15 protein-coding genes are annotated in these 14,272 nt (G+C 73.4%); 7 read left to right on the forward strand and 8 right to left on the reverse strand.

Going from position 1 to position 14,272, the window contains the following annotated elements:
* Window positions 1–38: 38 nt before the first annotated feature.
* Both FJK98_RS01370 and FJK98_RS01375 read left to right on the forward strand, forming a co-directional pair.
* On the forward strand, window positions 39–1,178 hold the full coding sequence (locus FJK98_RS01370) for a tryptophan dimethylallyltransferase family protein (protein ID WP_145917381.1): 1,140 nt from the start codon (window positions 39–41) through the stop codon (window positions 1,176–1,178).
* 21 nt (window positions 1,179–1,199) lie between these two features.
* Window positions 1,200–2,609, forward strand: a complete 1,410-nt coding sequence (locus FJK98_RS01375; RefSeq protein WP_240762539.1) for a tryptophanase — start codon at window positions 1,200–1,202, stop codon at window positions 2,607–2,609.
* Window positions 2,610–2,673: 64 nt separating this feature from the next.
* Here FJK98_RS01375 and FJK98_RS01380 read toward each other — a convergent pair whose 3' ends face one another.
* Genes FJK98_RS01380 through FJK98_RS01395 form a run of 4 tightly spaced genes read right to left on the reverse strand, consistent with a single transcriptional unit; the run spans window position 2,674 to window position 6,444 of the window.
* Window positions 2,674–3,228, reverse strand: a complete 555-nt coding sequence (locus FJK98_RS01380) for an ATP/GTP-binding protein (protein ID WP_145917382.1) — start codon at window positions 3,226–3,228, stop codon at window positions 2,674–2,676.
* Between the two features lie 17 nt (window positions 3,229–3,245).
* Window positions 3,246–3,611, reverse strand: a complete 366-nt coding sequence (locus FJK98_RS01385; RefSeq protein ID WP_088642016.1) for a DUF742 domain-containing protein — start codon at window positions 3,609–3,611, stop codon at window positions 3,246–3,248.
* The gene (locus tag FJK98_RS01390; RefSeq protein WP_145917383.1) at window positions 3,608–4,039 is read right to left on the reverse strand and encodes a roadblock/LC7 domain-containing protein; all 432 of its coding nucleotides are present in this window, start codon (window positions 4,037–4,039) and stop codon (window positions 3,608–3,610) included. The genes FJK98_RS01385 and FJK98_RS01390 overlap by 4 nt, the downstream gene beginning before the upstream one ends.
* Window positions 4,036–6,444 (reverse strand): nitrate- and nitrite sensing domain-containing protein, encoded by a 2,409-nt coding sequence (locus tag FJK98_RS01395; RefSeq protein WP_240762541.1) that lies wholly within the window; start codon window positions 6,442–6,444, stop codon window positions 4,036–4,038. Before FJK98_RS01395 ends, FJK98_RS01390 begins: the two co-directional genes overlap by 4 nt.
* A 534-nt stretch (window positions 6,445–6,978) precedes the next feature.
* On the opposite strand from FJK98_RS01395, the gene FJK98_RS01400 reads away from it, so the two are divergent.
* The 3 genes from FJK98_RS01400 to FJK98_RS01405 are packed head-to-tail and all read left to right on the forward strand — an operon-like array spanning window position 6,979 to window position 8,504.
* The gene (locus FJK98_RS01400) at window positions 6,979–7,689 is read left to right on the forward strand and encodes a hypothetical protein (protein ID WP_145917384.1); all 711 of its coding nucleotides are present in this window, start codon (window positions 6,979–6,981) and stop codon (window positions 7,687–7,689) included.
* Window positions 7,690–7,746: 57 nt separating this feature from the next.
* Window positions 7,747–7,944, forward strand: coding sequence for a hypothetical protein (locus FJK98_RS33775; RefSeq protein WP_240762543.1), 198 nt, complete (start codon window positions 7,747–7,749; stop codon window positions 7,942–7,944).
* Window positions 7,920–8,504, forward strand: coding sequence for a hypothetical protein (locus FJK98_RS01405; RefSeq protein WP_240762545.1), 585 nt, complete (start codon window positions 7,920–7,922; stop codon window positions 8,502–8,504). The genes FJK98_RS33775 and FJK98_RS01405 overlap by 25 nt, the downstream gene beginning before the upstream one ends.
* Window positions 8,505–8,529: 25 nt before the next feature.
* Here FJK98_RS01405 and FJK98_RS01410 read toward each other — a convergent pair whose 3' ends face one another.
* The 3 genes from FJK98_RS01410 to FJK98_RS01420 all read right to left on the reverse strand — a co-directional run bounded on the left by FJK98_RS01410 (window position 8,530) and on the right by FJK98_RS01420 (window position 11,326).
* Window positions 8,530–9,279, reverse strand: coding sequence for a ZIP family metal transporter (locus FJK98_RS01410; protein WP_145917385.1), 750 nt, complete (start codon window positions 9,277–9,279; stop codon window positions 8,530–8,532).
* A 67-nt stretch (window positions 9,280–9,346) separates the two neighbouring features.
* Window positions 9,347–10,555 carry an enhanced intracellular survival protein Eis gene (eis, locus tag FJK98_RS01415; protein ID WP_145917386.1) on the reverse strand — a complete coding sequence of 403 codons (1,209 nt, stop codon included), beginning with the start codon at window positions 10,553–10,555 and terminating at the stop codon, window positions 9,347–9,349.
* 51 nt (window positions 10,556–10,606) lie between these two features.
* Window positions 10,607–11,326 (reverse strand): PP2C family serine/threonine-protein phosphatase, encoded by a 720-nt coding sequence (locus FJK98_RS01420; RefSeq protein WP_088642022.1) that lies wholly within the window; start codon window positions 11,324–11,326, stop codon window positions 10,607–10,609.
* Between the two features lie 63 nt (window positions 11,327–11,389).
* On the opposite strand from FJK98_RS01420, the gene FJK98_RS01425 reads away from it, so the two are divergent.
* Window positions 11,390–12,424, forward strand: coding sequence for an AAA family ATPase (locus FJK98_RS01425; RefSeq protein ID WP_145917387.1), 1,035 nt, complete (start codon window positions 11,390–11,392; stop codon window positions 12,422–12,424).
* Here FJK98_RS01425 and FJK98_RS01430 read toward each other — a convergent pair.
* Window positions 12,409–12,969 carry a helix-turn-helix domain-containing protein gene (locus tag FJK98_RS01430; RefSeq protein WP_145917388.1) on the reverse strand — a complete coding sequence of 187 codons (561 nt, stop codon included), beginning with the start codon at window positions 12,967–12,969 and terminating at the stop codon, window positions 12,409–12,411. The two genes, FJK98_RS01425 and FJK98_RS01430, sit on opposite strands and share 16 nt — an antisense overlap.
* Before the next feature lie 69 nt (window positions 12,970–13,038).
* Here FJK98_RS01430 and FJK98_RS01435 point away from each other — a divergent pair, with 69 nt between their 5' ends.
* Window positions 13,039–14,244 carry a benzoate/H(+) symporter BenE family transporter gene (locus tag FJK98_RS01435; protein ID WP_145917389.1) on the forward strand — a complete coding sequence of 402 codons (1,206 nt, stop codon included), beginning with the start codon at window positions 13,039–13,041 and terminating at the stop codon, window positions 14,242–14,244.
* Window positions 14,245–14,272 lie beyond the last annotated feature (28 nt).

A 14,272-nucleotide genomic window follows, 5' to 3' on the forward strand; every position in this document is an offset into this window, starting at 1 on the left:
TCTCTTTTGGTCGTCAGCCTGATCGGGAGAGAGAATCGATGGACGAGGTGTCCCTTTCCGATCGTCTGGGCGACCAGCTACGGCGCTTGTGCGAGGCGGGCGGAATCGGTACGGCAGAGCCGTCGGAACTGCTGGAAAGCCTGCTCGGACCAGCCGGCGCACAGCCGTTGTCGGCCCCGCCGCGCTGGCCGTCCAATGTCGCGGACGACCACACTCCGGTGGAGTTCTCCATCGCGTTCAGCGCCACCGAACCGCCGACCGTACGGATTCTCGGCGAGACGCTGGGTGCGCCACCCGGCCGGTCGACCAACATGCTCGCCACCCAGCGGTTCCTCGACACCCAGGCGCACCGTGCCGGCCTGTCCACGTCCCGGCTGGATTCGGTACGCGACCTGTTCACCACCGACGACCCGCAGGGCGCCTTCGCGCTCTGGTGCTCACTGGTGTTCCGCAGCGGCCGGCGACCCGAGTTCAAGGTCTATCTCAACCCGGAACTCCGGGGGGTCGACCGGGCGCCGGGCCTGATCTCCGAGGCGCTGCACCGGCTCGGCCTGGGCCGGTCCTACCGGGCGATGCTCGACCACGGCATCCGGCCGGGCGAACTGGGCCACCAGGACCGGCTGACGTTCTTCGCCCTCGACCTGCACGACGACGCGCAGGCCCGGGTCAAGGTCTACCTGACCCACCACGACGCCGGGGTGCCCGACGTCCTCCGGGCGGCCGGGGTGGCCGACGGCGTGGACACCACCCGGCTCGCCGAGTTCGCCACGCTGGCCGGTGGCGGCCGGACCCGGTTCACCGGTCTTCCGCTGGTGGGCAGCTACACCCTCGTCGAGGGGGCGGACCGGCCGGTCGGCTACAGCCTCTACGTGCCGATCCGGGGCTACGTCGACGACGACGAGGAGGCGTACGACCGGGTGGTGGCGGTCCTGGACCGGTACGGCTTCGGCCGCACGGTGCTGGACCGGGCGCTCGCCGCGGTGGCCCGACGGCCGCTGCGCGACGGCGTCGGGCTGATCCCGCACCTGTCGTTGCGGCTGGGCGCCCCCCGACCGGGGGTGACCGTCTACCTGTCCGCCGAGGCGTACCAGGTGACCCCGCCGGTACGCCGCCCGGTGACCGTCGACCGCACGGCGCTGGCGACCCCGACCGGCCGGGCCGGCGCGGGACACCCCTGACTGTCCATCGAGGAGCGAGTAGTGGCCGTCGACGCCTACGAGATGTTGCCCCCGTACCGGATCAAGGTGGTCGAACCGATCCCCTTCCTCGACCCGCAGGAGCGGCGGGAGGCCCTCGCGGACGCCGGATACAACCCGTTCGAGCTGCGCGCCGACCAGATCACCATCGACCTGCTGTCGGACTCCGGCACCGGGGCCACCTCGGCCGCGCAGGAGGCCGCCGCCGCGCTCGGCGACGAGTCCTACGCCGGGGCGCGCTCCTGGTTCCGGTTCCGCGACGAGGTACGCGACCTCACCGGCTACCCGCACCTGCTCCCCGTGCACCAGGGGCGGGCCGGCGAACGGGTGCTGTTCACCAGCCTGCTCGCACCCGGTCAGCTCTGCCTCAGCAACACCCACTTCGACACCACCCGGGCCAACGTCACGCTGGCCGGCGCGGAAGCCCGGGACCTGCCCTGCCCGGCCGCGTTCGATCTCGACAGCGCGGAGCCGTTCAAGGGCGACATCGACCTCGACGCGTTGGCCGCCACGCTCACCGGGCCGGAACGGGACCGGGTCGGGCTGGTCCTCATCACGATCACCAACAACGGCCTCGGCGGGCAACCGGTCTCGATGGCCAACCTCACCGCCGTCCGCGACCTGTGCCGCACGCACGGCGTGCCGTTCTTCCTGGACGCGGCGCGGTTCGCCGAGAACGCCTGGCTGGTCGGGCAGCGCGAGCCCGGCTACCGGGACTGGACGCCCCGGCAGATCGCCACCCACGCCTTCGGGCTGGCCGACGGTTGCGTGGTGAGCCTCAAGAAGGACGGCCTGTCGGCCATCGGCGGGCTCATCGGGTTGCGCGACGACGACCTGTTCGCCAGGTGCGAGGCCAACCTGATCGCCACCGAAGGGTTCTCCACCTACGGCGGGCTGGCCGGCCACGACCTCGAACGGCTCGCCCAGGGGCTGCGCGAGGTGGTCGACCCCGCCTACCTGCGGGCGCGGGCCGCCTCCACCGCCCGGCTGGCCCGGCTGGTCAACGAGGCCGGGGTGGACACCGTGCAGCCCGCCGGCATCCACGCCCTCTACCTCAACGCCGGCCGGTTGCTGCCCCACCTGTCCCCGGCGCAGTTCCCCGGGCACGCCCTCGGCTGCCAGCTCTACCTCGACGGGGGCATCCGCTGCGCCGAGCTGGGTTCGCTCTACCTCGGCGGGATGGACGACCGGCACCGGCTGGTGACCCCGGCCCCCTTCGAACTGGTGCGCCTGGCCATCCCGCGCCGCGTCTACACCGACACCCACTTCGAGTACGTGGCCGCCGTGCTCGCCGACATCGCCAAGGAACCCGGACGGGTCCCCGGCTACCGGGTGGTCTCGTCGCCGCCCCTGCTCCGCCACTTCAAGGTGCGGTTGGCGCAGCTCCCGACGCCGGGCGGCGGCACCGACTGAGCCCGGTACGCCCGGCTCCGGTCGGCTACGGCCGGAGCCGGCGGGGCGGGCTCAGTCGCGTCGCTCAGGCGGTGGCGGGCAGCCGGGCCAGCGCGTGCCGGACCAGCTCGATCAGCGCCTGCTTGCTGGAGGCCCGGTCCCGGGCGTCGCACCACAGCAGCGGCACGGTCTCGTCCAGCTCCAGCGCGGCGCGGATCTCCTCCTCGGTGTAGGGGCACTCACCGAAGAAGCGGTTGACGGCGGCGACGAACGGGATGCCCCGCCGCTCGAAGTAGTCGACGGCCGGGAAACTGGTGCCGAGCCGCCGGGTGTCGACCAGCACGATCGCCCCCACCGCGCCCTGGGCCAACTCGTCCCAGATGAACCAGAACCGGTCCTGCCCCGGGGTGCCGAACAGGTAGAGCACGACGTCGTTGCTGATGGTGATCCGCCCGAAGTCCAGGGCGACGGTCGTGCTGGACTTGCCCTCCACGCCGGTGATGTCGTCCACCCCGATGCTGGCCTGGGTGAGGACCTCCTCGGTGACCAGTGGCGGAATCTCGCTGACCGACCCGACCAGGGTGGTCTTGCCGGTTCCGAAGCCGCCCGCCACGACGACCTTCACCGATTTCCGATCCACGTGTATCAGTCCCTCTTCTATATCCGCTGGAGGCCGGCGAGAACCGTCTCCAGCAGCCACCGGTCGGCGATCTTCTCCTGTGCCGGCGAGCCGATGTCCAGAAACCCCTGCTCGTGGAGCACGTCGACCATCACCTTGGTGATGGCGAGCGGCCGGTGCAGGTAGGCGCCGATCTCGGCGATGGAGATCCACCCCGTGCACTGGTGCAGGATCTCCCGGTACTCCAGCTCCAGCCGGGTCTGGTCGGCCGGCAGGGCGATGACCTGGGTGGCCAGGTCCAGGCTGGTGTTGCGGGGGCTCGTCCGCCCGTTGACGAGGATGTACAACGGCACCAGCCGGCCGGCCTCCGCCTCGTCGTCGCCGTCCCACACGTCGTGACTCATGGTTTCGACCCGGGTCGGTCGGCGAGCAACGCGCCGTCTAGGCGGGCCTCGGAGCCGAGATAGTCACCGATGCGGGTCACCAGACGGCTCATCTCGTACGCGACGGTGCCCATGTCGACGGACTGTTCGCAGAGCACCGCCAACCGCGCGTTCTGGCCGGCGGCGGCGACGAACAGCGTCCGTCCCTCGTACTCGATGATGACCTGTTGGACCGGGCCGCTGTCGAACCGGCGGCCCATCCCCGCGGCGATGCTGTGCAGGGACGACGCGCCGGCGGCCAACAGTTCCCCGGCGTCCTGCGGGAGCGACGTGGATTTCTGCACGATCAGCCCGTCGGTGGACAGGACAACCGCGTAGACCACGTCAGGGACCTCCACCAGATCGTCGAGGATCCAGGTCAGATCGTTCTGCGATGCCGAGTGGGTCATACGTTCCTGCCTTGGTCGTCTCTGCTGGCGGAGTCCCCGTTTTTCGCCGCCCGGCCGGCGGCCCAGGCCTTCTGGTACCTGCTGAACCGGTCCCGGGCCTCCTCGGGTGACCGGGCGGGAGCCGGCGTGGCGTCGGGCTTCTGCCCGGCTGGACCGTCGTCGCGCAACTCGGGAGCGAGGTGCTGCTGCGGCCGGCGGTGCGGCAGGGGCGGCCGGTCGGCGACCTGCGGGCCGGACGAACCGCTGCGGACCGCGCCACGCTGCGCCGGAACTTCGGTCATGATGCCCCCGATGCGGTCGGAGCGTCGCTCCCCGGTGGGATCGGCCGGCGCCTGCACGGCACCGCCCGCTGCCGTGGTCGCCACGGCGGTGGGTCGGGCCCCGGCGGCGGGGTGCAGCTCCCGCCGACCGCCACCGACCGGCAGCACCGCGCCGACGCCGGGGCGCGACATCGCCGTGGCGACGGTGCCGAGCGGAAGGACACCGGGGTCGGTACGGTCCAGATCGGCGGCGTACGGCTCGGTGACGATCACCCGGTCGGGCAGCAGCACGATCGCCAGCAGACCGCCGTACGCCGACGCGCGCAGGCTCACCTGGACGCCGTCCCGCTTGGCCAGCTCCGCCACCACGTGCAGGCCGACCTGCGCGCCGTCCTTCAGCGCCGTCACGTCCGGGGTGGGCGCGGTGGCGAGCAGTTCGTTCGCCCGCTCCAACGCGTCCGCCCGCATCCCCACGCCGGCGTCCTCGATCTCCACCGCGATGCCGCGCTTGACCTCGATGCAGGTCACCCAGACCGTGGTCTCGGGCGGTGAGAACGCCAGCGCGTTGTCCAGCAGCTCGGCGATCAGGTGGACGGTGCCGGCCACCGCCGGGCCGGCGATCGCCACGTCCGGGGCGCTGCGCAGGGTGATCCGCTGGTACTGCTGGGCCTCCGCGAAGGCCGCCAGCAGCACCCGGCGTACCGGCACCGGGTTCTGGAAGCGGCGGCCGATCTGACCGCCGGCCAGGATGACGAGGTTCTCCAGGAAGCGGCGGGTCTGGGTGAGCTGGTGGTTGATGTCGAACAGTTCCGCCAGCAGCTTCTCGTCGCCGATCCGGTTCTGCAGGTCCTCGATGACCTTCAGGCCACGTTGCAGGGGGCGCTGTGGGCGGCGGGCCACGCCCATCAGCATCGCGATACCCGCCGCCCGGGTCTTCGCCTCGTCGACCGCGGCACCCGCCGCCGCCTGCAACGACCGGTTGATCACCTCGGCCACCCGGCCGATCTCGTCGCTGCCGTAGTCCGGCAGGGGCAGCTCGGTGGCGAGGTCCACCCGCTCCCGGCGGCGCAGCCGGTCCATCATCGCCGGCAGTTGCTGGTCGACCACCGCCTCGGCGTCCCGGCCGAGCTGGGCGAGGCGGACCGACAGCGCCCGGTCCACCAGGATCTGCGACTGCCGGATCGCCCAGATGATCGCGGCGATGACGACGAGCAGGGCGACCAGACTGCCCAGCGAGGCGGTGAGCAGCTGGGTGTTGCCGGTGCGCAGGGTGCGCGCCGAGACCGTGTCGGCCTGCACCACGGTCAGGTTGATCAGATCGTCGGACACCTGCCGGGTGAGGGCCTCCCACCGGGCCCGGTTGAACGACAGGGTGCGCGGGGTACCGGAACGCCACGGCCCATTGCTGACCAGGGCGTTTTCCGCCGCGACGAGTTCTTTCCAGGAGTCGCTGGCGGTGATCGCGGCAAAGCGTTCCCGGGCCTCCGGTTCGAGGTGCGGGGCCACGTTGGCGAGGTCGGCGTGATAGGCCCCGACCAGGTTGGTGAAGTCGAGATGGTCCTGCGGGCTGAGGGTGCGGGCACCGAAAGCGCCGTCAATGGTGGAACCGGCCCGGGACATCAGGTCACTGGCGCGGAAAGCCTCGGTCGCCGCGATGCCGCCCTGGGCTGCGGTGACGTCGGGAACGATTCTCGCCTGGGTGTCGAAGAGGTCGGTCGCGGCGTCGAGCAGGCGGTTGTAGAAATCGTAGACACCCGTCCCGTTGGCCGACCGGGAATCGATGGTGCTCCGCACGGACGGCAATTCGTCGAGCAGGCCGGCCAGCGTCCCCCACCGGGTCACGATCGAGTCCGGGGCGCCGGCCAGCGCGGAGTCGGCGACGGGGCGCAGGGCGGCCACCCGCTGGTCGGTCTGCTGCCGCTGCTCGATGAGCCGGCTCAGATCCCGCGACGGCTGGGTGAGGTAGCTGACGCTCAGCCGCCGTTCCTGCTGGATCGAGGACAACGCGGAGACCGCCGGGATCGACACCTGCCGGACGCTGTTCGCGACCTGGCGGTTGTAGAAACCCTGGAAGATGAGATAGCCGGAGGCGACGAGCCAGACCACCAGGGCGACGACGCTGGGAATGAGCACCAGCCTGATCACGCGTCGTTTGATCGACTGCGGTCGACCGGCGCGGCGACCCGGTGTCGTCGGTGCGGCCTGGTCGTCTGAGGCGCGGCGCGGTTCTTCGCGGTCGGCCTGTTTGTGCGCCAAAGTCGTCGTATCCAATCCTGGTCAAGCCATAGACAGCGGCGGTCCTACGCCACTGGTCGACGCCGATGTGTGCCAACCCTACCGTCTATCCGGACCCGTACCCGCCCACGATTCGACGACAGTGGACGGTCGCGCTATTCGCACTGGTCAGCCATTTGGCAGGGGCCACGGTCGATGGAAATCACGGCATTGACGTGACGCGGGTCACTGTGGACGCGGGCTCCGGGGCCGACCCCGGCGCGGCCCGGCCGGCCGCCGGCCCCGGCGTACGGCGGCGCAGATAGATTCCTGTTCCCCCGGGTACGGGGAAACCGCCGGGGGGTCACCGGCGTCCAGTTCGATGCTGTGGCGCGTTCACCGTCCGGGTGGGGCGCAGAGGACACTCCGCGCACCCGCGCGGGGTCGCCGGTGGAGGAGCAGGGGATGTCGAAGTTGAAGTGGGTCACCGGGGTCGCGGTGCTGGCGTGCTCCGGGGCGCTGGTGGCCTGCGGGGACGGGGGCGGGACACCCGCCGCCACCGGGTCGGCCACCGCCACGCCGTCGGGACCGGCGACGCCCTCCGACGCGGTGACGCCCACCGCCACGACGGCACCCGACCCGACCAAGCCCCCGGCGTCGACGTCGGCGAGCCCGTCCCGGCCCACCGGGAAGCCGTCGGTCACGGCCGGTGCCGGCGGGGTGCTGTCCGGCAAGCGGGAGGTCACCATCGTCCGGGTGCAGGCGACCGAGTCCGGGGTGGCCCTGGACGGTGGCGCGCTCGTCGAGGTCGACGACGACAGCGGACGCCAGCTGTTCGTCCCGACGCCGGCCGGCGGTGGCAAGTACCTGATCAAGGCGTACGGCCGGCGCGACGGCCACCCCGCCAACGACGACCCGGCCTGCTGGCAGGTGCTCAACCCCGGCAACGGCAAGCCGCTCACCGTCGAGGGGACGGCCTGCGACAAGCGTCGACCCGCGCAGCTGTTCACCATCGTCAGCAAGGGCGGTGGCGCGTACGCGATCAGCAACGACTCGGCGTTCCTCCAGTTCTCGCCCAGCCGGGGCCTGATCCTCGAAGAGTTGGGTGACGCGCCGCTGCGCAGCACCTTCCGGCTGGTCGACAACGGCCCGGCCCGTACCCCGGCGGGCGGCTGACCCACGATCCGCCCTCGCGCGGGGTTGGCGGACGGCCCAGCGGGTACCGCACCCGGCATGCGGATCGTGATCGTGGGGGCCACCGGCAACGTGGGCACGGCGGTGCTGCGCCGGCTGGGTCGGGAACCGGGACTCGACCTGGTCGGCGTCGCCCGTCGGCTGCCCGGCCCCGACGCCGGTGCGCCCTACGCCTGCTGGACACCGTCGAGGCCGCCCATCCACGGCTGCGGGTGGTCCGGCTGCGCCCCGGACTGATCTTCCAGCGGGACGCCGGCACCGAGATCACCAGGTACTTCCTCGGGCCACTGGCCCCGGTGCGGCTGCTGCGGCACGGGCGGATTCCGTTCGTCCCGGCCAACCGGCGGCTGCGGATGCAGGCGGTGCACGCCGACGACGTCGCCGACGCGTACGCCCGGGCGGTCCTCGGTGAGGCGCGCGGCGCGTTCAACGTCGCCGCGGACCCGGTGCTGACCCCGGAGCTGGTGGCCCGGCACTTCAAGGGCTGGACGGTGCCGGTGGCCGCCCCGGTGCTGCGCGCCGCCGCCGCGCTGACCTGGCGGCTGCGGCTGCAACCGGTGGACGCGGGCTGGGTCGAGCTGGGGCTCGCCGCGCCGCTGATGTCCAGCGCCCGCGCCGAGACCGAACTCGGCTGGCAGCCACGGCTCGACGCGGTGACCGCGCTGAAGGAGCTGTTCGCCGGGATGGCCGACGGCGCGCACACCGCCGGCCCGCCGATGTCCGGCGTCGCCGACCTGCCCGGCCGGCCCGCCGGCCTGCTCCGGGGCCGCGTCCCCGGCCAGGGCGACCCCTACTGACCGCCGCCACCGGCGGGACCGGTCGTCAGGCGTGGGAGAGGGCGAACGCGGTCAGGAAGCCCAGGACGGTGATCAGGCCGACCAGCAGGTGGGCGTCCTCGAACGCCTCCGGGACCATGGTGTCGGTGATCATCGCGAGGATCGCCCCGGCGGCCAGCGCGGTGATGGTGGCCAGCAGCTCCGGCGGCGCGCCACCCAACAGGGTGTTGCCGAGCAGCGCGGCGACCCCGCTGACCAGGGTGATCGCCGTCCAGAGCCCGAAGACGTACCGGCGGGAACGGCCGGCCCGGCGCATGCCGGCGGCGCTCGACAGGCCCTCCGGCACGTTGCTGAGGAAGACCGCGACCACGGTGACCAGGCTGACCGGACCGCCGGCCAGCAGGCTCGCGCCGATCACCACCGACTCGGGTACGCCGTCGAGCAGCGCGCCCACCGCGATCGCCGACCCCGAACCCGGCTGCTCCCGCTCGGAGGGTTGTTCCCCGCCGGAGCGTTTCCGGTGCCGGGCACCCCGTCGGGCGAGGAGCAGGTCGGCCCCCGTGTACGCCAACGCCCCGCCCGCCGCGCCGATCGTGGTCGGCAGTAGTCCACCCTGCTCGTGCGCCTCGGCGATCAACTCGAACGAGACGGCGGAGAGCAGGACACCCGCACCGAACGCCATGATCGAGGCGACGACCTTGCGGGGCACCGGCAGGAAGAACCCGACGGTCGCCCCGACCAGGAGAGCGGAACCGGCCAACAGGCCCCACGCCCCGGCTTGCAACCACTGCGGCATTCCGGGGACCGTACCCGCCCCCGCACCGCGTCGACCAGACCCGGCGGCCCCGCCGGGGACCGGTCGCTCAGAAGTCGGCGAACAGGTAGGGCAGTGCCCGGGGAAAGAGCCGGCGCAACTCGTCCGCCGCCTCCGGGCCGACCTCACCCAGCCCCCGGATGTGCACCTCGGCCGGGTCGAGCACCCCGTAGGCCAGCGCGGACAACCCGGCGGCGGTGAGCGTAGCCGTCGGCACCGGACCACCGGCGGTCACCGCCGACCCGCCGCCGGGGGCCAACGCCAACCGCCCGTCGACACCGTCGAGCAGGTGGGTGCCGGCGAGCCACCGGTCGTCGACCAGGTCCACCCGTACCCGGCCCGGCCCGGCGGGCAGCCCGGCGAGGGCGTCCACGCTGAGCAGGCGGGCCATCGGCGCCGGCGAGCCGGGCCGGGACACCCGGGCCTCGACGTGCACGGCCAGGTCGGTCAGCCACAGTTCGGGCAGGTCGTCGGCGGGGACCCGGAGGCTGATCCGCTCCACCTGGTCGACGTGCCGGGCGAGGAACTGCAACAGCAGGGCGCGGGCGTACGGGTCGGTGGCGAGCAGGTCGTCGCCGACCAGGTCGCCACCGTGGTCGTCGATCCGGTAGGTGAGCGCACCGACCACGCTGCCGTCGATGGTCGCGGTGATCAGCCATCTGTCGTCCCGGTCCCGCAGCCCCACGTCCCGGAAGTCGGGGAAGATCGCGAAACCGTGCCGCTCCCGCAGGCACCGCTCGGTGAACGAGCGGTAGTGCGGGTAACCGACGCCGATCCGTTGCCAGCCCACCGTGCCGGGCAGGGTGGCCCGCAGCAGCGGGGCCAGGTCGGCCGGGGAGAACCGGACGGTACGCGACCGGGGCAGCCCCACGTAGCCGAACCGCTCGTAGAAGCTGGCCCGGAACGGGTACAGCGCGGTCACCGGGTGCCCGCCGTCGCGCATCTCGTCGAGGAGTTGGCAGAGCAGGGCGCGGACGTACCCCTGGCGGCGGGCCAGCGGGTGGGTGGCGATCCCGGCGACCCCGGCCATCGGCAGCACCGCGCCGCGCAGGTTCTGCCGCATCGGCACCGCGCTGGCGGTGGCCCGCGCCTCGCCGCCCTCCTCGACGACCAGGGTCCGGTTGCCCTTGTTGTACGGCAGGTAGCGGTGGAACGCGTCGACCCGTTCCCGGCTCAGCGGGGTCGCCTCGAAGGCGTACGCCTGGAGCGGGAAGCTGGTGGTCAGTCGTTCCTCGGCGGCCAGGCGACGGATGAGCATCCGTCCATCCCAACCCGGCCGGCGGTCGGCCGCAACCCGGTCGGCCCGGGTTCAGCCCTCGGTCACGTCGGAGACCACCACGGTGACGTTGTCCGGCGCGCCGGCCTGGTGGGCCAGCTTCACCAGTTGCTCACCGCAGTGCCGGCGGTCCTGGTAGGTGACGAGCGCCCCATGGATCGCCTCGTCGGCCACGTAGTCGGAGAGCCCGTCGCTGCACAGCAGCACCCGGTCCCCGGCGAACACGGTCAGCACCCCGATCGCCGGTGGCGCGTCCGCCCCCTGCACCGCCCGGGTGACCAGGGAACGCTGCGGGTGGTGGCGGGCCTGGTCGGGGGAGAGCGCCCCCTGGTCGACCAGCGCCTGGACGAAGGTGTCGTCCCGGGTGAGCTGGGTCAGTTCCCCGTCGCGCAGCAGGTAGCACCGGGAGTCACCGACCTGCGCGAGGACCAGGGTGTCCCCGGCGAGGAGGGCGGCGGTCAGCGTCGTACCCATGCCCTCGCGGGCCGGGTCGGCGGAGATCGCCGCCCGGATGCGCCGGTTGGCGGTGGAGACCACGGCCCGTAGCGCCTCGGCGGCCTCGTCGGTGCCGGTGGGCGGGACCAGCTCGTCCAGGATGCGGATGACGATCTCGCTGGCCACCTCGCCGGCCGGGAGCCCACCCATGCCGTCCGCCACCGCGACCAGGCGTTCACCGGCGAGGGCTGAGTCCTCGTTGTTGGTGCGGACCAGGCCGACGTCGTTGAGGATGGCCGAGCGGAGGATCAGCGTCATGGGACAAGCTTGCCGGATACACCCTCCCTCCGTCTCTACGCACTAGTACGTAGGGTGGGAGAAATGATCCCGGTGTCCATGGTGGGTCGCGTCGGAGAGCTCGCCGAGCTCGACCGGGCGTGGTCCACCGTGGCCGGGACGGGCCGCTCGGCACCCGCCGTCACGGTCATCACCGGAGCCGCCGGGGTGGGCAAGAGCCGCCTGGTCGCGGCGGCCGTCGAGGGTCTCTCCCCCCGACCGGCGGCGATCCTCGCCGGGACGGCGCGGGTGCACGATCCGGCCCCCTACGACTGGCTGGCGGCGGTGCTCAGCGTCCGCGACGTCGGCGCGCTCGACCTGCCGTCCGACGCGCTCGCCTGGTTGGCCCAGCATCCGACCGCGCCGCGTGAGCGGTACGCCCCCGGCACGCTGCTCCGGCTCGCCGTGCGTACCGTCCGGTTGCTGGTGGGTGCCGGCCCGGCCGTGCTGGTGGTGGAGGACCTGCACGATCTCGACCCGGCCAGCCTCAACCTGGTCGTCGAGCTGGCCACCGCGCCGCAGTTGCCGGCGCTGCTGGTGGTGGCGAGCCGGCCGCCGGCCGACGCGGTGGCACCGGACCTCACCCGCCGCGTCCTGGCCCGCCTCTGCGGGGTACGCGGCGCGGTGCGCCAGCACCTCGGCCCGCTCGGCGTCGCCGAGGTGGCCGAGATCCTCACCCAGGTGTACGGCGACAGCCCGCCTCCGGCGCGGGTCTGTGCCGGTGTCTGGCAACGCACCGGCGGCAACCCGTACGCGCTCACCGAGCTGCTGGCGGTGCACGCGGGCCGGGGGCCGGACGCGTTGGTCCGGGAACCGTTGCCGGAGCACCTGCGGCTGCCGTCGCCCCGGGCCGCCGCCCCGCCCGAGGCCGAGCTGACCGGCCGGGAGGTCGAGGTGCTGGGCTGCCTGGTCGCCGGGATGTCCAACAAGCAGGCCGCGCGGGCACTGGGCATCTCGGTGCGGACGGTGACCGTGCACGTGTCGAACCTGCTGCGCAAGACCGGCTCGGCGTCGCGTACCGAGGCGGCGCTCTGGGCGGTGCAGCACCGGGTGCCCGGCGCGGGTCAGGTGCGGGGGTAGCGCAGCAGCAGGCTGGCGGCGACCTCCTCGTCGCCGAGGGCGGCGTAGCCGTGCGGTACGTCGGAGGTCCAGCGCAGGTGACCACCGGCGGCGGCGGTGAGCGGGGCGTCGACCGGGCCGGCGCGGAGCATCCCGGCGAAGACCGTGACGTGTTCGGTGACCCCGGGCTGGTGCGCGGGGGAGACCTGTTCCCCGCCGGGGCGGACCAGCAGCCGGTACAGCTCGTAACTGGCGTCGGTGTCGGTGAACGACTCCAGCAGGGTGGCGACGACCGTGGCGCCCCGCACGGTCGGGGTGGCGGCGGGCCCGGCGAGCACGGCCGCCAGCGGTACGCCGAGCTGGGCGGTGATCGCGTAGAGCGTCTCCAGGGTGGGGTTGCGGGTGCCGTTCTCCAGCGCCGAGAGGGTGGCCTTCCCGACCCCGGCGGTGCGGGCCAGCGTGGAGAGGGAGACCCCGCGTTCGACCCGCAGCGCGCGTAGCCGGTGGCCGACCGCCCCGGCGTCGGCGTCGAGCGCGGGCCGGCGGGCTGGGCGAGGCGGGGTCATCCGGCTATGGTGCTACACGCCGCCGTTCCGTAAACGGAACGATGGCGGCCGGGCGTGAGGGGGAGTGTGGTGGGGGATCGGTTGCAACCGGTGCTGGCCGGCGTGGTGACCGCCGTGGTCGGCTTCGCCAGTTCGTTCACCGTCGTGCTCGCCGGGCTGCGGGCGGTCGGCGCCAGCGAGGCGGAGGCCGCCTCCGGGCTGCTCACGGTGAGCGTCGCCGCCGGGATCTGCGCGACCTGGCTCGGCCTGCGGCACCGGATGCCGATCGCCATCGCCTGGTCCACGCCGGGCGCGGCGTTGCTGGTCGCCACCGGGCCGGTCCCCGGCGGGTGGCCCGCCGCCGTGGGTGCGTTCGTGCTGTGCGGGCTGCTCATCGTCACCGCCGGTCTCTTCCCCGCCCTGGGTCGGGCGGTGGCCGCGATCCCCGCCCCGGTGGCGGCCGCGATGCTGGCCGGGGTGCTGCTACCGCTGTGCACCGCCCCGGTACGCGCGCTGGTCGAGGTGCCGGCCCTCGCCGCCCCGGTGATCCTGACCTGGCTGGTGCTGCACCGGTTCGCCCCCCGGTGGGCGGTCCCGGCCGCGCTGGTGGCGGCGGCGGTGGCGATCGCCGTGACCACTACCGGCGTGGGAGTCACCCCCGGTGACCTGCGGCCGGTGGTGTCGCCGACCGTGCCGGCGTTCACCCTGCCCGCCGTGGTCGGCCTGGCGCTGCCCCTGTTCCTGGTCACCATGGCCGCGCAGAACGTGCCCGGCACGGCGGTGCTGCGCGGCTTCGGCTACCGGCCGCCGCTCGCCCCGGCGCTGCGCGCCACCGGGCTGGCCAGTGCGCTCGGTGCCGTCACCGGCGGGCACGCCGTCAACCTCGCCGCGATCACCGCGGCCCTCGCCGCCGGCCCCGACGCCCACCCCGATCCGGACCGGCGCTGGATCGCCTCGGTCACCGCCGGCATCGGCCTGGCGTTGCTCGGGCTCGGCGCGGGCGCGGCGACCACGCTGGTGCTGCTCTCCCCGCCGGTGCTCATCGAGGCGGTCGCCGGGCTCGCGCTGCTCGGCGCGTTGGCCGGCGCCCTCACCTCGGCCCTCTCCGCCACCCCACCGTCGGTCGTTCCCGATCCCCGGAGCCGGGAAGCTGCGGTGGTCACCTTCGTGGTCACCGCCTCGGGGGTGAGCCTGCTCGGCGTGGGTGGGGCGTTCTGGGGGCTGCTCGCCGGCTGGTTGATGCTGCTGCTCTTCCGCCGTCGGACGCCCACCCCGGCCGCCACCCCCGTCCCCTGACGACCGGTCCGACCGTATGGGCTGGCGG

Origin of the sequence: Micromonospora sp. HM134, from assembly GCF_007833915.1 — a bacterium.
In the GTDB taxonomy this organism is placed as follows: domain Bacteria; phylum Actinomycetota; class Actinomycetes; order Mycobacteriales; family Micromonosporaceae; genus Micromonospora; species Micromonospora wenchangensis.